This window comes from Campylobacter devanensis, assembly GCF_002139915.1.
Classification (GTDB): Bacteria; Campylobacterota; Campylobacteria; order Campylobacterales; family Campylobacteraceae; genus Campylobacter; species Campylobacter devanensis.
The window spans coordinates 1,047,717-1,069,328 of the sequence record NZ_CP018788.1 but is presented as its reverse complement, the minus strand read 5'-3'; the positions used below and the strand labels follow the sequence as shown (position 1 = coordinate 1,069,328).

Genomic DNA, 21,612 nt, shown 5'->3' with positions numbered 1-21,612 from the left:
ATGAAAATCATAAAACGAGCCTTAACATTTGAAGATGTTTTATTAGTCCCACAATACTCTGATATCTTACCAAAACAAGTAGATATCAGATCTAAATTTAGTAAAAATATCGAGTTAAATATACCTATAGTCTCAGCAGCGATGGATACAGTTACAGAGCATAGAACGGCTATTATGATGGCTAGACTTGGTGGAATTGGGGTTATACATAAAAATATGGATCTAGAATCACAAGTAAAAGAGGTAAAAAAGGTCAAAAAAAGCGAAAGTGGCGTAATAATGGATCCTATATCAATCACCGCTGATGCTAGTATCAAAGATGCTTTGGAGTTAATGAGTGATTATAGAATTTCAGGTGTGCCAGTAATTGATGAAAATAGTGTATTAATAGGGATTTTAACAAATCGTGATTTGAGATTTGAGCATAATTATAGTAAAAAAGTAGGCGAAGTGATGACAAAAACCCCACTCATCACCGCTCCATCGGGATGTACTTTAGATGATGCACAAAAGATATTTTCTACAAATAAAGTTGAAAAGCTACCTATAGTAGATAAAAATGGTAAATTAGAAGGTTTAATAACCATTAAAGATCTTAAAAAACGCAAAGAGTATCCAAACGCTAATAAAGATAAATTTGGTCGCCTTAGAGTTGCTGCAGCAATTGGCGTTGGTCAAATAGATAGAGCCAAAGCTTTAGCCGAAGCTGGGGTTGATGCTTTGGTGATGGATTCTGCTCATGGCCATAGCAAAGGGATTATAGATACCTTAAAAGAGATTAAATCTCAAATAACTGGAGTAGATATCATAGTAGGTAATGTAGCTAATCCAAAAGCGGTAATTGATCTAATCAAAGCCGGAGCTGATGGAGTGAAGGTAGGTATTGGGCCAGGTTCGATATGTACTACTAGAATTGTAGCAGGAGTTGGGGTGCCACAAATTACAGCTATTAGCGATTGTGCTGAGGCGGCTAAGGAATTTAATGTGCCTATTATAGCTGATGGTGGTATTAAATATAGCGGTGATTTTGCAAAAGCATTAGCAGCTGGTGCTAGCTGCATTATGGTAGGTAGCTTGCTTGCAGGGTGCGATGAGAGTCCAGGTGAGCTAGTAACATTCCAAGGGCGTCAATATAAAAGTTATAGAGGTATGGGAAGTATAGGTGCGATGACTAGAGGAAGTAGCGATAGATATTTTCAAGAAGGCACCGCTCAAGATAAGCTAGTTCCTGAAGGGATCGAAGGCCGTGTGCCATATGCTGGGACGATCCGTGATGTAATCCATCAGCTAGTAGGCGGATTGAGAAGTTCAATGGGATATTGTGGTAGCAATGATATTAAAACTTTTCAAGAGAAGGCTGAGTTTGTAGAGATCACAAGTGCAGGATTAAAAGAGAGCCATGCTCACGATGTTATCATAACTCAAGAAGCACCAAATTATAGAGTAAATTAGTGGAAATATATAGAGCTGTAGAGCATTTTGATGAGCCATTGCATTTAGAGAGCGGGCGAATTTTAAGCGAATTTGATTTAGCTTATGAGTGCTATGGCAAACTAAATGAGAATAAAAGCAATGCTATAGTCGTATGCCATGCACTCACTGGTTCAGCTCATGCTGCTGGAATTTATGAAGGCGATAGAAAAGCTGGCTGGTGGGATGGTGTAATAGGTGATGGAAAGATTATTGACACTACTAAATATTTTGTTATCTGTGTAAATATTTTAGGAAGTTCATTTGGCTCTACAAATCCTCTAAGTATAGAGCCAAGTACTAAAAAAGAGTATAGACTACGATTCCCTGTTCTTGTAATTAGCGATGTTGTTAGGGCGCAAATGAGACTATTTGATAGGCTAGGAATTAAAGAAGCATATGCAGTAGTAGGTGGTAGCCTTGGGGGAATGCAAGCTTTGTGCTTTGCTATAGAGTTTCCAAATTTCGCCAAAAGAGTGATAATGCTAGCTACTACTTACGCTACTAAAGCTTGGGCTATTGCTTTTAATAAAATAGCTATTGAAGGGATAGTAAATGATCCAAATTTCAAAGGTGGTTACTATAATAAAGATGATATAGAGGCAAATGGCTTAACAGGCATGGCGCTTGGTAGAATGGCTGGGCATATTAGCTTTCTTAGCCCTGCTACAATGGATAAAAAATTTGGTAGAAAATATGTAGAAACTGATGGATTATACGAGCTTTTAGGTAGATTTGAAGTAGATAGGTATATGGAGTATAATGGCAATAATTTCCCTAAAAGATTTGATCCATTATCATATTTATATGTTGTTAAGATGATGAATAATTTCGATTGTACTAGGCACTATGGCTCACTTAATGAAGCTTTGATGCTTACTCGTGCTAGGCTAACATTTATCTCATTTAGTGGGGATATTTTGTTTCCGCCAAATTTGATGCTTGAGATGTATGAAGCGCTAGTTAAGATAGGTCAAGGGCATAGAGGAAGTTATATATGCGTTGATAGTGATTATGGACATGACGCATTTTTAGTCGAGATAGATAAGATAGAAAAACATATTAAAAAGGCATTAGATGAGTGAGAGTTTTGAAAATAAAATAGATAAAATTGAGAAGCTTTTAGAGAGTTTAAATAATGAGAATTTAGCGCTTAGTGATAGTATAAAACTATATAAAGATGGACTAAAGCTAGTAAATGAAGCTAGAGCTATGCTAGAAAATGCTAAGCTAGAGATTACTCAAATAGGAGAAGAGAGTGAGTAAGGTAGCAGCTTTACAGTTGTATACTTTGGCTATGAGCGATTCAAGAATCGATCATTATTTAAATTTAGCAGCTAAAGGTGGCGCTAGCGTAGTAGTGCTTGGCGAGTATGTGATAAATTCGTTTTTTAATGAGGTTATAAAGATGCCAAAATCTATGATAAAAGAGCAGAGCGAACACAAAAAGACTAGCCTTTCAGCCATGGCAAATAGATATAATCTAACGATAATAGCCCCACTTTTACAAATCAAAGGCAAAGAGTGTAAAAAGGTCGTAGCTAAATTCAGCCCACAAAGCACAAAATATGAAGAGCAAAATATCTTAATAGACTATCCGCACTGGAATGAAGCGAAATTCTACTCTAAAAAAGATAGCTTTGGTATAATGAGTTTTAGTGTTGATAGGATTAAATTTGGGGTTGTTTTTGGCTTTGAGGCGCATTTTGATCGAATTTGGGCTGAGATTGTAGCTAAAAAGGTCGATTGCGTGTTATTGCCAAGTGCTTGTACGCTAAATTCTAATGAGCGATGGAATGAACTTTTAAAGATGAGAGCGCTTACAAATAATATATATATCGTTCGTGTAAATCGTCTTGGCAAAACTAAATTTGGCGAGGTTGAGAGTGAGTTTTATGGGCAAACTATGCTTATAAATCCACATGGGGAGATCGAGAGTAGTCTAGATGCAAATGAAGGAATGCTAATGTGTGATATAGATAAAAAGCTAATTACACAAGCTCGCTCAATATGGAAATTCCGTCAAAAAGCTGAAGCGTTATTAGGATTAAATATATGAAAAAAGTTCATTTCATCGGTATTGGTGGGATTGGTATCTCAGCTATTGCTAGATTTTTAAAAGAACGTGATTTTATAATCAGTGGCTCAGATATTGCTGATAGTGCTATTACTAAAGAGCTTAGAGCCAGCGGTATGAAAATCACCGTACCACACTGTAAAAGTGCTATTGAAGATCCTGATTTTGTCGTATATAGTGCTGCAATTAAAGGTGATAATGTAGAACTTTTAGAGGCTAGAAAGCGTGGCATTGAGTGCCTATCAAGGAAGGAGGCTTTGCCGTTTATTTTAGAGGGTAAAAGAGTCTTTGCTGTAGCTGGAGCACATGGTAAAAGCACAACTTCAGCTATGCTTGCAGCCCTTATGGAAGGTAGTGCTATAATTGGTGCTATAAGTAAAGAATTTGGCTCAAATATGAAGTATGAAGCTAGTGATAATTTGATATTTGAAGCTGATGAGAGTGATAGTAGCTTTTTAAATTCCAATCCATTTTTAGCTATTGTAACAAATGCTGAACCTGAACATATGGAGCATTATGATAATGATATTGAGAAATTTCATGCTGCTTATAAGGGCTTTTTAGAAAGAGCTAAGATTCGTATTATTAATGCTGAAGATGAGTTTTTAAGCACTATTAAAATGGACGCTATTAGATTAGAAAAGGGTGATATAACCAATCTTCAAATGGTGCTTAGAAATTATGAGCCATATACTAGCTTTCATCTCAAAGGACTTGGTAAATTCGAGGCTTGGGGTATGGGAGAGCATATCGCTGTGGATGCGAGTCTTGCTATTTTGGCGGCTAATTCTATGATGGGACTTGAAGAAGTTAGGGAAAATCTTAAGAAATTTAAAGGGATAAAAAAGCGATTTGATATCTTAGTTGCTAATGAAAAGTTTGCCTTAATCGATGATTATGGTCATCATCCTACAGAGATTAAAGCGACTCTAAAAAGTGCTAAAGAGTATGCAAAGCTGCTTGGACTTGAGAGCATTACAGCGATATTCCAACCACATAGATACTCAAGATTGATGGCAAATTTAGATGGATTTAAAGAGTGTTTTAGCGATGTTGATGAGCTTGTGGTATTGCCTGTTTATGCCGCTGGTGAAGAGCCAAATAATATAGATTTAAAGAGCGAGTTTAAGGGCGCTTTATTTGCTGATAACATTAAACGCAACGGCAATAGTATTGAATTTTTTGATAATTTTGGCGTTAAACATAGCTTAGCTAGTGGCCTTGTGATTGGTTTTGGTGCTGGAGATATCAGCTATCAGCTAAGAGGCGAGAGATGAGAATTTTGCTTTTTTTAGTTTTTATCCTTGCTATTTTGATCTTTCTTGCTGTGTTTAATGATAAATTAAATTTAAAATCCAAGATATCTATTTTAGCGCTTTGTAGTGCTATATTTTTTGTTGGGTTTTTATACAATGAGATGGATAATCAAAGAAGCATTGATATAAATGAGCTTTTGTATAAATTTAACTCAAAAGAGATTATAAAATGCGGAGATTATAATGTTACGAGTGCGAAATTTAATTATGAATTTGGCACCAGTAGCTTTGTCTCTAAAGACCAAAACGGTATAATAATACCGATAGAAAAATGTTTAAAGGAGAACTAATGTCTATATTATTTGAATCTATTAAAGTTGGTAATTTCACACTTCCAAACCGTATAGCTATGCCGCCAATGTGTGTTTATAAGGCTAGGGATTATAGCGGATTGCCACGATGTTTTCATAGATTACACTATCCGGCTAGATCGCTTGGTGGAGTTGGATTTATCATCGTTGAAGCCACAGCGGTATCACCAGAGGGTTGTATATCTAAAAATGATTTAGGCTTATGGAGTGATAATCAAATAGAAGCACACGCAAAATTAAATTACGAAATCAAAAAATACACTTGCCAAACTACAGCCATACAGCTAGGACACGCCGGAGCTAAGGGAACTTGTGGTAATATATTAAGTCCTAGCGGAATATGCTTTAGCCCTGAATACCAGCATCCAAAGACGCTAAACACTCAAGAAATTTATGAAATCATAACTAAATTTAAAGATGCCGCTATAAGAGCCAAGGCTGCTAATTATGATATTGTAGAGATACACGCAGCGCATGGGTATTTGATTAGCGAGTTTTTAAGCCCATTAACCAATAAGCGAGATGATGAATTTGGCGGAAGTATAGATAATAGAATGCGACTTCTAAGCTTGATTGCTCAAGAGATTTCACCTATTATCCCATTTGGTGTTCGCATTAGTGCTGATGATTGGGAGGTGGGCGGAAATACCATAGAAGATAGCAAAATCATAGCCAAAAAATGCGCTGAACTAGGTGCTTGCTATATTAGTGTATCGGCCGGTGGCGTGGTATCTAAGCCAAGCCTAGTTCCAGAACTTAAGCCTATGTATCAAGCAGATTATGCAAAGGCTATTAAAGAGGTGGTAAATATACCAGTTATTGGAGTAGGATTAATCACTACAAAAGAGCAGGGCGAGCAGATGATAGAGGGCGGATACTGCGATATAGTAGCATATGGTAGGGAGCTTTTACGCAATCCAAATTTCGCTCTATACGCAGCTGCAAGTGAAGGGAAAAATGAGATTATAGACTTCTCATACCAAAGGGCATTTTAAGTAGTGTTGTGTTAATTTAATTGGCCGTAGGTGTTTGTCATTGTCAAGGCATTATTCGTAGCGCCTTGACAATCTTTTATAATTTAAAAATTTATCTAACTATATTTGTAAAATTACCATAAAAGCTCAATACTAATATAATGAATGCCACATTTGGTATATACTCAGTTAAGTAAGTTTTAAATTTAGGTTTATTTTTTCGCATTTGGCTAACCGCATAAATTATTATGCATATAATAAATGCAAAAATATTATGTATTATAGAACTCAAATACCAAAAAACATAACTAAACAAACTGCCAAAATTCATCTCTATATTACGCTTAAAAAGCCTAAATATTAACATTAAAATACCACTAGCAACCAAACTAAACCCTAAAGTAAATCCTATTACCAGCATAGAAAATCCCTGTCCTTGGGTTAGATTGATGATATACTCACTTTCTACGCCTAACTCTTTAGCAACACTCCACGGTAGAACTAAGCTCATTATAAAATAATACCCAATATAGATATAAATCCTAGCAACTCCTATTTTAAACTTTTGCACTAGATAAACTAGCACAAAACTAAATAGTATTAATATAGCACCGATACCCATTTATATATCTTTATTGATTTAATCTTGCGTAATCATCGCAACCCTTTTGTAAACCCATATCACAAGCTTTGCCATAAAGATCTTTAGCCGTAATACTATTCTGTCTTACCCCGTAACCTACTTCATATAAAACTCCAAGCATACCGCAACCCGCAGCATTTCCATCATCGCAGGCTTTTTGTAAGAGCTGAACAGCTTTATTATAATCTTGCCTTACACCTTGACCTTGATAATATAAACCACCAAGAAGAATACAAGATGCCATGTCGCCTTTATTGCAATTAATTTCTAGTTCTTTTGGATTGAGATTAGAATCTTTAGCTACACCTATGCTAAAAAGCAGCATAATGATTATGGCGATTTTTTTCATGATTTTTCATTTTAATGTAGTATTTTAAGAATTAATTGTAGTGAATTTGAACTTAAGCATTTATATATTTTATCAATAAAATTAATATTTTAGTTAAATTTAATTTTTAAGAGTTTAGCAATGGCTAAATATAGTCAATTAGAAGCAATGTAATAGAGATTAATCTAAGCTTAAATTTGAAAAATATCGAATTTAATACTCAAATAAAATTTAATTAAATATTATGTATAAAATATAGATTTGGTGATAAAAATGATAATAATAAAAATTCAAAGATCAATTTTATAATTTTTTCAACATTAACGATTAAATTGAATTAAATTTTTATATTTATACTTTATCTATATTTTATTTACTTATTGTTATTGGGGGGGGGTACAATGTTCATATAACTTAAATATCATTAGGAGTATAGATGAAAAAAATTGTAATTAGTATAATGGTTGTAGCTACTTTGTTTTCTACATCACTGATGGCTCAATCAGAGAAAAAAGAGGACTCAAAAGTAGATAAAATCGTTGATAAAATGAGCGATAAAGTCGTTGATAAGAGTTCAGATATGATAGATAAGGTCTCTGATAAACTACTAGATAGTTTATTTAATTAATTTTATAAATAGACTTTTTAGTCTATTTATCTCTCTGTTTAAAAATCCTAGATAAATTACTTCAAATTTAAATTTGTTTCAAATGCAAGCTCCCTAAGAGAAACTCTTAGGGAGTGTATAATTATTTTACAGTAGCTAATTTGCGTCTCATATATGCGATTTTGCTTTGAAGTGGCAAGTGTTTAGGGCAGTTGTCTTCACAACCTAAAAGACTCATACAACCAAAGACCCCATTATCATCACCTACAAGCTCATAGAAATCTTCATCTGTTCTATTATCTAGTGGATCAACTTTAAACCTAGCCACACGGTTAAGCCCCACAGCACCGATAAAGTCAGGTCTCATAAGAGCCGTTCCGCAACTTGCTACGCAGATACCACACTCGATACAACGATCAAGCTCAAAGGTCTCTTGAGCTGCGTCTGGATCTACTTTTTCTTCCATTTTGCTAATATCAGTAGTGTGATTTGAGTGTATCCAACTCTCAACTCTTTTACTCATATTATTCATCCAGTTACCTGTATCAACGCTTAAGTCTTTAAGTAGTTTAAATGCAGGTAGTGGCATAAGCTCGATAACGCCACTTGGATAGTCTTTTGTAAGAGTTCTACAAGCTAGTTGTGGGCGACCATTTACAACCATACCGCAGCTTCCACATATACCAGCACGACAGACAAAGTCAAAGCTAAGACCCGGATCAAATTTTTCACGAATTTGATTTAATGCGATGAAAAGTGTCATACCATCGGTTTCTTCTAGTTCATACTCAGCAAAGTGCGGTTTGCTAACTTTACTTTGAGGATTGTATTTAAATGCTCTAATTTTTATTTTTCTACTCATAGCCTATACCTGCTCTTTCGTTTAATGCTTTGTATTTTGGTTGAAGTTCATAGTGCATTAAAGCATCTTGAATTTCATGTCTATTTTTGCCTTCAGCTTCCATTTTAGAGCGGATCTCATCAACTTCGGCTTGGCGTTTAGCTGATAGTGGATTTTCTATGATATTGCCTTTAGCGCCATATCCACGGAATGCTGGTGGCATCTCCATTTTCATAATATCTAGCTCTTCATACTCTAGTGTTGGGAGTGTATCGCCTTCTTTCCAATATGCCAAAGTTCTCTTACACCAGTTAGCGTCATCTCTTTTTGGATAGTCCTCTCTATAGTGTGCGCCACGACTTTCAGTTCTTTGAAGTGCGCCATAAGCCACACATAGAGCTAGTTTAAGCATTTTAGGCACACGATAAGCCTCTTCAAGCTCAGGATTACCATATAGCTCTTTATTTTCTAATTTGACATTTGTGCTCTCTTTGTATAGCTCTTCTAGCTCTTTTACAGCTTTGGCTAGACCATCGCCAGTTCTAAAGATAGCCACATGTTCCCACATTATATCTTTCATCTTATTTTTGATTTCAAATACATTGTACTTGCCATCTTTGTTGATGAGTTCATTTAGATATTCTTTGCTTTTATTGATAAAGCTTTCTATTGTTTTGGTTTGGATATCTACTTCATTTTTATCGCAATACTCAGCGAAATAATCCCCGATAATCATACCACTTACTACGGTTTCAGCAACGCTATTTCCACCAAGGCGGTTAAATCCATGCATATCCCAACAAGCTGCTTCACCACAACTAAATAACCCTTTTAAGGTTTGGCTCTCACCAGTTGGTTTGACACGAATTCCACCCATTGAGTAGTGTTGCATTGGTAGAATAGGTGCCCAACCTTTTGGACCTTCATCAGCTGGATCTATACCATTGAAAATTTGGCAAATTTCTTGGACATCACGCAAGTTTTTCTCTATATGCTCTCTACCAAGAATGCTAATATCTAGCCAGACATGCTCGCCATAAGGGCTTTTAACCCCTTTGCCATTTCTGATATGCTCCATTATACGGCGACTAACGACATCACGGCTAGCTAGCTCTTTTTTCTCTGGTTCATAATCAGGCATAAAGCGATATCCATCAACATCTCTTAATATCCCACCATCACCACGGCAGCCTTCAGTTAGTAATATACCGCTTGGGACAATTGGAGTTGGGTGGAATTGGACGGCTTCCATATTGCCAAGTCTAGCAATACCAGTCTCAAGAGCGATAGCAGCGCCTGTACCTTCACAGATTACGGCATTTGTAGTGTGTTTGTAAATTCTGCCATAGCCACCAGTTGCGATTAGGGTGCCTTTGGCCACATAAGCTGTGATTTCACCAGTTACTAGATCACGTACAATCGCACCATAGCAGCGGTTATTTTCATGTATAAGAGCTATAGCTTCTTTGCGGTCATGAATTTCTACATTGCGTTTTAAAGCTTCATTTGCTACACCAAATAGCATTGTATGGCCAGTAGCATCAGCAGTAAAGCAAGTTCTCCATTTTTTGGTACCGCCAAAGTCACGGCTATGGATTAGACCATGTACGCTCTCTTTTTCATCAATTGTAGTTTTTTGTGCGTTTATGATAGCGCTTCTTTTGCCTTTTGTGATTCTAGTCCAAGGCACGCCCCAACTAGCAAGCTCACGAATTGCTTTAGGTGCGGTTTGGACAAACATTCTAGCAACTTCTTGATCGCATCCCCAGTCGCTACCTTTGACAGTATCAGCAAAATGCACATCTTCATTATCGCCTTCACTCATTTTTGAGTTACCAAGGCTTGCTTGCATACCGCCTTGAGCGGCAGCAGAGTGGCTTCTTTTGACAGGACATAGGCTTAAAACTACAGTGCTAAGACCCTTATCAGCAGCGGCTACAGCAGCTCTTAAACCAGCTAGACCACCGCCGATTACTAATGCATCATAATATTTTACATTCATACTATACTCCTAGTTCATAGCGATTTTAAGAAATGCCCCAAGGCTTAATAGTCCAAGAGCTATAAAGAATACGCTTAAAATCCATTTAGCTTTTTTTAGATTTTTACGAGTTGCTTTGGCATCTTTGCCCTCAAACCATCCCCATTTCACGCATAGTCTGTATAGACCGATACTTCCGTGAAGTTCAACAGCAAAAAGCAATACTAGATAAAATAACCACATAAAATGGCTATAAACACGCTCAGCTGATCCAAGTGTGCCATCAGCTAGTAGGGCGATTTGATCTGAATTTGTGATGATGATGATTAGGTGCGCTGACCCAAGGAAAAACATAATAAACCCAGTACAAGCCTGAATCCACCAAAGTGTTGTATCTTCGTGTTTCATACGAGTTGCGTGAGCACGATAAATTTGCCATTGTCTAAAATTGATAGGCATTTTTCTCATACCAAGCGCAGCATGGACAAAAAAGATTACAAGCACACAGGCTGCCAAAAAGCTAGTAACATAGCTCATATTTGGGCTATCATACATAAATCTAAGCTCTAAAATATGCACAACTTGGTTATAAACATCTTCACCAAATAGTATGGTAGATACAAACAGCATATGTGCCCACATAAATAGTCCTAGGAATAGCCCAGTTCCACTTTGAATAAGATCGAGTTTTGCAGGAATTCTACTTTTCTTGCGATCCTCGCTTATACCAAGAAACCCTTCGATTTGCTTACTCATAAGCTCCCCTTATAATTTGAAATTTAGACGGATAATTTGTAATTATACATTAGCTAAACTTGATATATTATTAAATTCATCTATTAAATTATAATCAAAAGTATCTATTTTTAGGCTTTTGAATCGAATTTTAAATAATAACTTAGATAATATTTTGATTTATTTGATATTTAAATTTAGTTAAATTTGGCTTGCTTTTAAATCTATTTTAATAATTATTATCATATAATTTCACTATTAATTTTTTAAAGGTGAATTTATGAATAAAAAATATTTACTTTCTGTAGCTGCAATCGCATATATATCAAATTGTGCTCTAGCCAGCGATAAATATGCATTAGATGAGGTGGTTGTTACGGCTTCGGGATTCTCTCAAGAGATTAAAGAAGCTCCAGCAACAATGAATGTCATTACCAAAAAAGATTTGGAAAGAAAGCCATATAGAGATGTAGCTGAGGCTATATCTGATATACCAGGAGTTGATATATCAGCACCTGGCAAAACTGGTGCGAATAATATATCTATACGCGGTTTAGGTAATGGATATGTACTAATCTTAGTCGATGGAAGACGTCAAGGTATTAGTGGCGATATAGGACCAAATGGATTTGGTGAGGTGATGAACGCATTTTTGCCGCCACTTTCTAGTATTGAAAGAATAGAGGTTATAAAAGGACCTATGAGTACCCTATATGGCTCAGAGGCATTAGGTGGCGTGGTAAATATCATCACTAAAAAGGTTAGCGATGAGTGGGGCGCTTCATTTGGATTAAATACCTTAATAAATGAGGATAATCAGTGGGGAAATTTATATGGATTTAATATCTATGCCGATGGTCCATTAATAGAGAATAAACTAGGCGCTACATTTAGATATGCACAAAGCTATAGAGAGCAATCAAATGTAATATATAGAAATGAACATGGTAAAGAATTAGATAGAAGTCAAGGTGAAAGCCCAACAAAGGCTAATAACTATAATATAGGCACAAGATTAAACTATATGCATGATGATGCAAATATATTTACATTTGATATAGATTATGCTAGAAATTACTATGATAATAGAGAGGGGCAGCTTGGTACAGTAGGAGCAAAAGGCGGCTATGAACCAACTATGGATGTAGAAAAGTTAGTAACCTATCTAACGCATGAGGGTGTGTATGATGGATTTACTATAAATTCAGGTATTCAGTATAACCGCGTAACTAATGATAGTAGATTAGTTGTAGCACAAAATCCATATAAAGGACAAAATAGAGATATCTTAGCTCAAGACTATATAGCTGATACTAAGGCTGTGATTCCAATTGGTCAAAGTAATATATTAAGCGTTGGGGCTGAGTATAAACTAGAAAAAATGCAAGATAAGATAGCTAGTCCAAGCAGATTTAGCCAGTATGCTATAGCGACATTTGCTGAAGATGAGTATTCGATATTAGAAAATTTAAGATTAACACTAGGTGCTAGATATAACTACCATGAGACATTTGGTAATAATATCTCTCCAAGAGCGTATCTAGTCTATAATCTAAATGATAACTTCACATTTAAAGGTGGTGTATCAACAGGTTTTAAAGCTCCTACAGCAAATAAGCTAATAGCTGGAGAGTATAACTATAGCGGTCAAGGCAAAACCCCAACATACGGTAATCCAGATCTAAAAGAGGAGACATCGATAAACTATGAGCTAGGCATGGGCTATAGTGATGATATATTTGATATGGCTGTAACTGGATTTATTACTGATTTTAAAGATAAAATTTCAAGCACATCATACAATCAAGGCGAAGCTATACCTAATATAGGAAATTGTAATGCAAGTGCTACTGGAGGTAGCTCATGCTCTCAAGCTATAAATCATGGTGAAGTGCAGTATATGGGTGTAGAAGTTAGCGCTGGACTTAGACCTATTAGTGATATGAATTTAAATTTATCCTATACATATCTAGATACTGAGATTAAAGATAGCGCTACTAAAGATAGCATAGGCAAACCAGAAGAGGGAAGCTTAAAGCATAATATAGTAGCTAAAGCTGACTACTCTATAACTAAAAAAATCACTCCATGGATAAAAGGTGAGTGGCAGATAGATAGATATATGGGGAATGATAATATAAATAGAGAGTATTATCAAAATGTATTTTTAGCCTCTTTGGGTGCTTCATATGAGATAAATAAAAATTGGAGCCTAAATGCTGGAGTATATAATCTATTTGATAAAGATTTTACAGATGGATTTGAAACTTATAAAAACAAAGGTAAAGATGCATATGTAAATACATATGATAGAGTAGATGAAGGTAGAAGATACTATCTATCACTAAATGGTAGATTCTAAAAGATAGTAGGGCTAGTCCCTACTCATCCAAAGTTCGCACTATTAGGCTACTTGGTAAATTTAATTCTGTGATAATCTCTATCTCTTTTCTTCTCATCTGGCCATCATCATTTTCGTGGTCAAATCCTAAAATATGTAGCAATCCGTGAATAAAAAGTAGAGCTATCTCTTCATCTATTGTGTGTCCTAGTTCATTGGCTTTAGTCATTGCTAGGTCTGTATTTATAACTATTGAGCCGATTGGAAAATGTGGGATATAGTGGAGCGGAAAGCTTAAAACATCTGTTGTTTTATCTATTTTGCGCTCTTTTAAATTTATTTGATGCATAGCATCGCTATCAACTAATAAAAGCTCTATATCAGCAGTTGTGAGCTTGGAGGCGATAATGTCTAAAATCTCTGGATAGGACTCTTCGCAGATTATCATTTTAATCCTTTAGTTGATAATTTAAATTTAATTAATGTGGCAAGATTTTGCCACATTAAGGTTATTTGTAAGCTTTGATAGCTTTGTCTAAGATATCTTGAGCTTTTTTAGCATCTTCAAAACCTTTGACTTTTACCCATTTATTTGGTTCAAGCATTTTGTAAGTTTCAAAGAAATTTTTGATCTTATCAAGCGTGGCTTTTGGTAGGTCATCTATGCTTTTGATACCATCATATCTAGGGTCGATTTTGGTTACTGGGACTGCTAAGAGCTTTTCATCCATACCGCTCTCATCTTCCATTACCAAAACGCCAATTAAGCGACAAGGTATCACGCTACCGGCTTGAAGTGGATATTCGTTTAAGACTAAAACATCAGCTGGATCACCATCATCAGCTAGAGTTGATGGGATAAATCCATAATTAGCTGGATAAAACATAGCTGAGTATAGCACGCGATCTACTACGACAGCACCGCTATCTTTGTCTATTTCGTATTTGATATTTGATCCATATGGGATCTCGATTACTGCGTTTAGTTTATCTGGATTACTGCCAGCTTTGATTTTGCTTATATCCATAATTTACTCCTTTATCATAGTGTTTAATAAATTTGCCATATCGCTTACGATCTCTTCGATGGTTCGTTCGCCATTGATATTGCGAAGTAGGGATTTGCTACTATAAAAATCTCTAATCTCTTTAAGTGGGGCTAGATAGACTTTCATTCTATTATTAAAGACTTCATCATTATCATCAGCGCCCCTAGCTCTACCTAAGACTCTCTCTCTTGCGACTTGTTCGCTTACATCTACTTCTATAACGCCACTTAGTTTAACATCATTTGTATTTGATAAGACCTTATCAAGCTCTAACATTTGCTCTACACTTCGTGGATAGCCATCTATTAAAATATACTCTGTAGGGCTGGATTTGATAGCACTAACTATGGTATTTACAACTACATCTAGTGGGACTAGATTGCCTTTAGAGATGAAGCTATCTATCAAGCGACCAAGATCGCTACCACTAGCGACTTCAGCTCTTAATAGATCGCCTGTTGAGTAGTGGCTAAATTTAGAGTCGTTTTTAGCTATTATGCTAGCGTCTGTAGTCTTTCCGCTGCCTGGGGCGCCTATTATTAAAAATAGCTTTTTCATTATTTTTCCTTTTCTCTTAATCTTAATCCTAAATCTCTTAACTGATGAGTATCTACGCTACTTGGGGCTTGAGTCATTAGACATGAGGCTTTTTGAGTTTTAGGGAATGCTATAACATCTCTTATACTTGATGAGTTTGTAACTAGCATAATAAGTCTATCTAAGCCTATGGCAAATCCACCATGCGGAGGCGCACCAAAACTAAGCGCATCAAGTAAAAATCCAAATTTCTCTCTTTGTTCGTTTTCATCTATTTTAAGAAGTTTAAAGACCTTTTGTTGGATATCATTTTTGTGAATTCTAATGCTTCCACCACCAAGCTCAACACCATTTAAGACAACATCATAAGCTATGCTCGTGATATCTTCTAAATTTGGCTCATCTGGGTTATTTGGCATTGTAAATGGATGGTGCATCGCTGAGTAGCTACCATCATCATTTTGCTCAAACATAGGGAAATCTACAACCCATAAAAATTCTAATGATTTTTGATCTATTATACCAAGCTCATTAGCTAAGAAAATTCTAAATCGCCCCATATAATCAAGCACAGTTTTTTTCTCTCCGATACCGAAAAATACGACATCGCCGATTTTAAGATCTATTCTAGAAACTAGCTCTTTTAGATCGCTTGGATCAAAAAATCTAACTAGTGGCCCTTTTAGGCTAAGTCCATCAAAATTTACGCAGTTATCTTGTCCGGCTGTATCTTTTGGGTCTTTTATTTGGATAAATGCTAAGCCCTTAGCGCCAAATTTACGGACAAATTCTTCAAATCTTTGCATTTGGCGTTTGCTAAATATATTATCTCCATTTGGGACTTTTATAGCTTTGGCTCTATTTTTCTTTGGATCTTGTGCTGGAGTGCTGAAAATTTGATTATTTGATTTAGCGAAGATATCGATTACATCAACCATAGCTAGATCAAATCTAAGATCAGGCTTATCGCTACCATAAAGCTCCATAGCATCTTTATAACTCATTCTTTTAAATGGAATTTGGATATTATGCCCACAAGCTGCAAATATATCTTTTAACACCTCTTCGCCGACTTTTATCACATCTTCTTGATCGCAAAAGCTCATTTCAACATCAATTTGAGTAAATTCAGGTTGGCGATCAGCTCTTAAATCTTCATCTCTAAAGCACCTTGCGATTTGAAAGTATTTATCAAATCCAGCACACATTAATAGCTGTTTAAAGAGCTGTGGGCTTTGTGGTAGGGCGTAGAATTCGCCAGGATGAACACGGCTAGGCACTAGATAATCCCTTGCGCCCTCAGGTGTAGCACGAGTTAGCATAGGGGTTTCAACCTCTAAAAATCCTAGTCTATCAAGGGCATTTCTACACGCTATGCTAGCTTTTGAGCGAAGTTGAAATTTGCTTAGGCTATCTTCATTTCTTAAATCCAAAAAGCGATATTTAAGCCTGATATCTTCACCAACGCTGTTATCGCCGATTACAAAAGGTAGTGGAGCGCTCTCATTTTCAATGATTAGCTCATCTATTATGACTTCAATCTCGCCGGTTTTTAGCTTTGGATTTACTAGTCCCTCACCCCTAGCTCTGATCTTGCCTTTGGCTCTTAGGACATATTCATCTCTAACTTTTGATGCTATTTCGTGTGCTGATTTGCTGTCTGCTGGATCGCATACAAGCTGGATAATTCCACTTCTATCACGAAGATCTATAAATATAACGCCGCCGTGGTCTCGGTATGAATTTGCCCAACCACATAGACTGACGCTTTTACCGATATCTTGTGCGTCTAAGTCGGTGCAGTAATGACTCCGCATATTAATCCTTTCGTTTGTAAAAAGTGGCAATTATACATTAAATTTTATAAAACTTTTATTAGAAATTTTGACTAGTGAGCGTGTAAAGTTAAATTTCATTTTATTATTATACTTTATATTATATTTTTTTGTGTAGAATTTGGCTTTTAGGGGAGAGTTATGTCTAAAATTCATAAAAATTTAAATACTATAGCAATTACAACTAGAGATCCAATAGAGCAAAAAGATGCGTTATTAAAGATTATAAAGATTATAAAAAGTCGCTCAATTGATGTGATATTTGAATCTCATGTAGCTAGTAGTCTTGGCGTGCAGGGATATGAGTTTGATGAGCTAACTAAAAGAGCTAGAGTTATTATCTCTTTAGGTGGCGATGGTAATTTTATTGCTACATGTCGCAAGGCAGCTAGAAGTGAAGTTTATGTATATGGTGTGCATACTGGGCATTTGGGATTTTTGACTGATTCTACCTTGGATGGATTTGGTGGATTTTTAGATCAATTTTTGGCTGGAATTTATGATGTTGAGCGTCCATATATGCTTAGAGCAAATTTTAATAAAAATGGCAAAATAACTACAAAATTAGCCTTTAATGATATTGTTTTAATGCGTAAAAAAATAGATACCACTTCGCATATTGATGCGTTTTTAAATTCAAAGCATTTTAATTCATATTTTGGTGATGGGGTGATAATTAGCTCTGCGATGGGTTCAACTGCGTATAATATGAGCGCTGGAGGGCCTATTATCCATCCTTTGTGTGATGCTTATAGCGTTACGCCGATATGCTCTCATAGCCTTACTCAAAGGCCGCTTGTCTTGCCTAGGGAGTTTAGGCTGGAGTTTAGAAGCAATGATGATGTGGTGGTGCTAATAGATGGGCAAGATAGATTTGATTTGATTGAATTTGATAGTGTGGATATCGGTGTGAGTGATATTAGAGTAAATTTGCTAAGGCAAAAGGGGCGGGACTATTTTGGTGTATTAAAAGAGAAATTAAGATGGGGTCAGCAGTGATAGAGAGAATTTATCTTAAAGATTATTTAAGTTTTAATGAATTAGAGCTTAAATTTGGCTCTGGGCTTAGTGTATTTACTGGTGTGAGTGGTGCTGGAAAGAGCGTTTTGATGGGGGCGATATTAAGCGTTTTTGGCTACAAAGATAGTGATGCTAGGCTTATTGAAGCCGATGTGGAGTGTAGGCTTGGGCTTGATGAGTTTGGGATTGAAGAAGAGAGTATAAACTGCTTTAAACTCTTAAAAGATAAGAGTACAAGATATTTTATAAACAATCAATCAATATCTAAAAAAAATCTAAATTTAATAGCTAATCGCCACTTAAAATATCTAAGCGCTAAAGAGATTAGCGAGTTTGAAAATGCTAGATTGCTTGGGCTTTTGGATATTTTAGCTAGTAAAAAATCTAAAAATTATAGCCAAAATTTGGCTGAATTTAAGGAAAAATTTAGCAAATTTATATCTATAAAAAAAGAGCTTGATAATATTAATGAAGAGGAAAAAAAGATAGATGAGCTTAGAGAATTTGCTAAATTTGAGATAGAAAAGATCGAGCAAGTTTCTCCTAAGGTAGGAGAATTTGAAGAGCTTAATGCTATTAAAAAACGCCTTAGCAAAAAAGATAAGATAGAAGAGGCGTGGAGTAAGGCTGAGATGGTATTTGCCTATGAAAAGGCAGTAATGGATGCTTTGCATATTAGCGAGATTGATAGTGGATTTTTTAGCGATGCTTTAAATGAGCTTAAAATAGCTAGAAGTAGCGTGGATTTTGATGAGTTTGAAGGATTGGACATTGAGGAGATTTTAGATCGCATAGAGAGTCTAAATGCTTTAATAAAACGATATGGAAGTATAGAAGAGTGTCTAGAGATATTAAAAAGAAGAAAGAGTGAATTAGCCCATTATGAAAATATAGAGTTTCAAAAATCTGATTTAGTATCTAAATTTACAAAATTATCAAATGAGCTTAAAAGCTCTTCAGAAGCTATAACAAAAGAGCGTTTTAAAGCTATAAAAGAGTTAGAAACTATGATAAATAGCTATTTAAAAGATCTATATATGGATAAGATTGATATGGATTTAAATAGTAAAAATTTAGATATTAATGGTGCTGATTTAGTAGATATAAATTTAAATAGTTCAAATTTAAAAACCCTAAGTAGTGGAGAGATAAATCGTTTAAGACTTGCTTTTATCGCTAGTGAAGCTAAGATTAGCGGTCTTGGTGGTGGAGTGTTAATCCTTGATGAAATAGACGCTAATCTAAGTGGCAAAGAGGCTATGAGTATAGCAAATGTATTGATAGAACTATCAAGCTTATATCAAATTTTTGCTATTTCACATCAGCCTCAACTTAGCTCAAAAGCCCATCATCACTTTTTAGTACAAAAAGATATAAAAGGCTCTACTGCAAAAGAGTTAAATATGGATGAAAGAGTAATGGAGTTATCGCGTATGATAAGTGGTGAAAGTATAACGCAAGAGGCGACTGAATTTGCTAAGAAGTTATTGCTTTAATGAGTGTTAAAGTCTAATTTGAGTATAATCAAGACTTTGAATATTAAATTAAGATGGGGTTATCATGCGTGAGAGAGTCATTATAGTCGAGGATAATAAAGCTTTAGCTAAGCTAATAGCCAAAAAGATGAACGCACATGTTGATATGGATATCGTAGTAACACATAGTTACGCAGAGGCGATTGAGGCTATTGAGGAAAATGATGACTTTTTTATTGCTTTACTTGATATTAATTTACCTGATGCACCAGATGGTGAAGTGGTTGATTATGTACTATCTAAAAATATCTTAGCTATTATTTTAACTGGTAGTGTAGATGAGAATTTAAAAAAGCTCTTTATGCAAAAAAATATTGTTGATTATGTAGTAAAAGATAATCTTGATGCGATTAATTATATCTTTGAAACAATTAATAGACTATGTAGAAATCGTAGCTATAAGGTTATGATAGTCGAGCCGTCTATGAGCGTGAGAAATCAGCTAAAAGAGATTTTAAATTCGCAACTTTATAAAGTTTTTACTGCAGCACATGGCGAGGAGGCGTTAAATTATTTAGAGGATAATCCAGATATTAAACTAATTTTAACAGCCTATAATATGCCAGTTATCAATGGATTTGACTTAATGCGTCAAATTCGCCAAACAAAGGATAAAAATCATCTAGGCTTAATCGTAGTAGCAGCTAGCGATAATGATGTGGCGGCAAAATTTCTAAAAAATGGTGCAAATGATTTTATCTCTGTGCCTTTTAGTAAAGAGGAGATTATATATAGAGTAGATAGCAATCTAAAAGCTATGCAAGATGAGATTAATATCGAACTATATAAAAAATATGACCCATTAACAAAGTTATTTAATAGGCGTTATTTTTTTAATTATGTAAAAAATTTAGCAGAGCGAAAAGCAGAATTTAGCATCGCAATTATTGATATTGATGGATTAAGAGATATAAATGCTAAATTTGGCTTTGATCTATGCGATAGAGTTATAGCGCATGTGGCATCTATGCTTAGAAATGAGCTAAAAGGAATGATTGTAGCGCGCCTTAGCGGTGGTGAATTTGGTGTGATTTTAGATAAAGTTAGCTTTGATGAGAGTGTAAGAATTATGGCGCAAATTAGATCAAAGGTTGCAAATTTAGTAGTCGCCTCAGCTATTCGCCCAACTATTTCAGTAGGAGTTTGTCTTTTTGATAATTCACTCAAAATTGATCAAGCAATAAATATAGGATATAAAGCTTTAACAAAAGCAAAATTAAATGGTAAAAATAGGGTAGAAATTTTATGATTATAGATACACATTGTCATCTAGATGATGCTAGATTTGATGATATTAGTAGCGTAATAAAAAGTGCATTTGATAGCGGAGTGCAAAAGATTATAATTCCAGGAGCAGATATAAATGATCTGCCAAAAGCGTTAGAAATAGCAAATTCAAATGAAAATATATACTTTGCTGCTGGAGTGCATCCATATGAAATCGATGGGTATGATATAGATATTTTGCGTAAATTTGCTAAAGAGTCAAAATGTATAGCTATAGGCGAGTGTGGACTAGACTATTTTAGACTACCAGCAACAGATATAGATAGTTATAAAGCCAAACAAAAAGAGGCTTTTATCAGTCAAATCGAATTAGCCGTGGAACTTGGTTTGCCACTTATTGTGCATATTAGAGATGCAAACGAGGATAGTCTAAAAATTTTAAAAGAGTACGAAAGTAGGCTAGTTGGCGGAGTTTTGCATTGTTTTAATGCTAGTCCTATCTTGCTTGAATTAAGCAGTAAATTTTATTATGGAATAGGTGGTGTTTTAACTTTTAAAAATGGAAAAAAATTAGTTGAAATTTTACCTAAGATTCCGCTTGATAGACTTGTGCTTGAAACTGACGCTCCATATCTTACTCCTGAACCTCATAGAGGTAAGAGAAATGAGCCAGCATTTACGACATATGTAGCTGATAAAATGGCTGATATTTTAGGACTTAGCAGGAGCGATGTTGAGAGTATTACAACGCAAAATGCAAATAGATTATTTGGAATTTAAGGAGA

21 protein-coding genes and 1 pseudogene are annotated in these 21,612 nt (G+C 35.3%); 13 read left to right on the top strand and 9 right to left on the bottom strand.

Features of this window, described 5'->3' with window-relative positions; translation table 11 throughout:
* From guaB to CIGN_RS05290, 7 genes are read left to right on the top strand one after another with little or no spacing between them, the layout of a single operon-like run.
* Positions 1-1,452: an IMP dehydrogenase gene (gene guaB / locus CIGN_RS05320; protein WP_086302646.1), complete on the top strand. Its 1,452-nt coding sequence runs from the start codon at positions 1-3 to the stop codon at positions 1,450-1,452.
* A complete protein-coding gene (metX, locus tag CIGN_RS05315) occupies positions 1,452-2,555 on the top strand; it encodes a homoserine O-acetyltransferase MetX (protein ID WP_086302644.1) in 1,104 nt (367 codons plus the stop codon). Before guaB ends, metX begins: the two co-directional genes overlap by 1 nt.
* Entirely contained in the window at positions 2,548-2,736 is a 189-nt protein-coding gene (gene xseB, locus CIGN_RS05310) for an exodeoxyribonuclease VII small subunit (RefSeq protein WP_086253100.1), read from the top strand. Before metX ends, xseB begins: the two co-directional genes overlap by 8 nt.
* Positions 2,729-3,529, top strand: coding sequence for a carbon-nitrogen hydrolase family protein (locus CIGN_RS05305; protein ID WP_086302642.1), 801 nt, complete (start codon positions 2,729-2,731; stop codon positions 3,527-3,529). The genes xseB and CIGN_RS05305 overlap by 8 nt, the downstream gene beginning before the upstream one ends.
* Positions 3,526-4,824 (top strand): UDP-N-acetylmuramate--L-alanine ligase, encoded by a 1,299-nt coding sequence (gene murC / locus CIGN_RS05300; RefSeq protein ID WP_086302640.1) that lies wholly within the window; start codon positions 3,526-3,528, stop codon positions 4,822-4,824. Before CIGN_RS05305 ends, murC begins: the two co-directional genes overlap by 4 nt.
* The gene (locus CIGN_RS05295) at positions 4,821-5,153 is read left to right on the top strand and encodes a hypothetical protein (protein ID WP_086243045.1); all 333 of its coding nucleotides are present in this window, start codon (positions 4,821-4,823) and stop codon (positions 5,151-5,153) included. Before murC ends, CIGN_RS05295 begins: the two co-directional genes overlap by 4 nt.
* Positions 5,153-6,169, top strand: coding sequence for an oxidoreductase (locus tag CIGN_RS05290; protein WP_086302638.1), 1,017 nt, complete (start codon positions 5,153-5,155; stop codon positions 6,167-6,169). The genes CIGN_RS05295 and CIGN_RS05290 overlap by 1 nt, the downstream gene beginning before the upstream one ends.
* Positions 6,170-6,260: 91 nt before the next feature.
* Here the strand turns inward: CIGN_RS05290 and CIGN_RS05285 are convergent, their stop codons facing one another.
* Entirely contained in the window at positions 6,261-6,719 is a 459-nt protein-coding gene (locus tag CIGN_RS05285) for a hypothetical protein (RefSeq protein ID WP_143297688.1), read from the bottom strand.
* Between the two features lie 61 nt (positions 6,720-6,780).
* Positions 6,781-7,140: a tetratricopeptide repeat protein gene (locus CIGN_RS05280; protein ID WP_086302633.1), complete on the bottom strand. Its 360-nt coding sequence runs from the start codon at positions 7,138-7,140 to the stop codon at positions 6,781-6,783.
* 415 nt (positions 7,141-7,555) lie between these two features.
* Here CIGN_RS05280 and CIGN_RS05275 point away from each other — a divergent pair, with 415 nt between their 5' ends.
* Entirely contained in the window at positions 7,556-7,747 is a 192-nt protein-coding gene (locus CIGN_RS05275; protein ID WP_086233342.1) for a hypothetical protein, read from the top strand.
* A gap of 121 nt (positions 7,748-7,868) precedes the next feature.
* On the opposite strand, the gene CIGN_RS05270 is transcribed toward CIGN_RS05275, so the two are convergent.
* From CIGN_RS05270 to CIGN_RS05260, 3 genes and pseudogenes are all read right to left on the bottom strand, one after another.
* Positions 7,869-8,588, bottom strand: coding sequence for a fumarate reductase iron-sulfur subunit (locus tag CIGN_RS05270; RefSeq protein ID WP_086233341.1), 720 nt, complete (start codon positions 8,586-8,588; stop codon positions 7,869-7,871).
* Positions 8,581-10,569 (bottom strand): fumarate reductase flavoprotein subunit, encoded by a 1,989-nt coding sequence (locus CIGN_RS05265; RefSeq protein WP_086232438.1) that lies wholly within the window; start codon positions 10,567-10,569, stop codon positions 8,581-8,583. Before CIGN_RS05265 ends, CIGN_RS05270 begins: the two co-directional genes overlap by 8 nt.
* A gap of 21 nt (positions 10,570-10,590) precedes the next feature.
* A pseudogene (locus CIGN_RS05260) lies at positions 10,591-11,304 on the bottom strand (fumarate reductase cytochrome b subunit); the annotation flags it as partial.
* Between the two features lie 259 nt (positions 11,305-11,563).
* On the opposite strand from CIGN_RS05260, the gene CIGN_RS05255 reads away from it, so the two are divergent.
* Positions 11,564-13,645, top strand: a complete 2,082-nt coding sequence (locus tag CIGN_RS05255; RefSeq protein ID WP_086302631.1) for a TonB-dependent receptor domain-containing protein — start codon at positions 11,564-11,566, stop codon at positions 13,643-13,645.
* A gap of 19 nt (positions 13,646-13,664) precedes the next feature.
* Here the strand turns inward: CIGN_RS05255 and ybeY are convergent, their stop codons facing one another.
* The 4 genes from ybeY to aspS form a co-directional block, all read right to left on the bottom strand.
* A complete protein-coding gene (gene ybeY / locus CIGN_RS05250; protein WP_086302629.1) occupies positions 13,665-14,072 on the bottom strand; it encodes an rRNA maturation RNase YbeY in 408 nt (135 codons plus the stop codon).
* 61 nt (positions 14,073-14,133) lie between these two features.
* The gene (ppa, locus tag CIGN_RS05245) at positions 14,134-14,652 is read right to left on the bottom strand and encodes an inorganic diphosphatase (protein ID WP_086227828.1); all 519 of its coding nucleotides are present in this window, start codon (positions 14,650-14,652) and stop codon (positions 14,134-14,136) included.
* A 3-nt stretch (positions 14,653-14,655) separates the two neighbouring features.
* A complete protein-coding gene (locus CIGN_RS05240) occupies positions 14,656-15,231 on the bottom strand; it encodes an adenylate kinase (protein ID WP_086224167.1) in 576 nt (191 codons plus the stop codon).
* Entirely contained in the window at positions 15,231-17,027 is a 1,797-nt protein-coding gene (aspS, locus tag CIGN_RS05235) for an aspartate--tRNA ligase (protein WP_086241164.1), read from the bottom strand. The genes CIGN_RS05240 and aspS overlap by 1 nt, the downstream gene beginning before the upstream one ends.
* A gap of 159 nt (positions 17,028-17,186) precedes the next feature.
* Between aspS and CIGN_RS05230 the strand changes: the two genes are divergently transcribed.
* The 4 genes from CIGN_RS05230 (at position 17,187) to CIGN_RS05215 (ending at position 21,607) form a co-directional block, all read left to right on the top strand.
* On the top strand, positions 17,187-18,044 hold the full coding sequence (locus CIGN_RS05230; RefSeq protein ID WP_086302627.1) for an NAD(+) kinase: 858 nt from the start codon (positions 17,187-17,189) through the stop codon (positions 18,042-18,044).
* On the top strand, positions 18,041-19,561 hold the full coding sequence (locus CIGN_RS05225) for an AAA family ATPase (RefSeq protein WP_086302625.1): 1,521 nt from the start codon (positions 18,041-18,043) through the stop codon (positions 19,559-19,561). The genes CIGN_RS05230 and CIGN_RS05225 overlap by 4 nt, the downstream gene beginning before the upstream one ends.
* A gap of 64 nt (positions 19,562-19,625) precedes the next feature.
* Positions 19,626-20,849, top strand: a complete 1,224-nt coding sequence (locus CIGN_RS05220) for a GGDEF domain-containing response regulator (protein ID WP_086302623.1) — start codon at positions 19,626-19,628, stop codon at positions 20,847-20,849.
* Positions 20,846-21,607 (top strand): TatD family hydrolase, encoded by a 762-nt coding sequence (locus CIGN_RS05215; protein ID WP_086226443.1) that lies wholly within the window; start codon positions 20,846-20,848, stop codon positions 21,605-21,607. The genes CIGN_RS05220 and CIGN_RS05215 overlap by 4 nt, the downstream gene beginning before the upstream one ends.
* Positions 21,608-21,612: the final 5 nt, after the last annotated feature.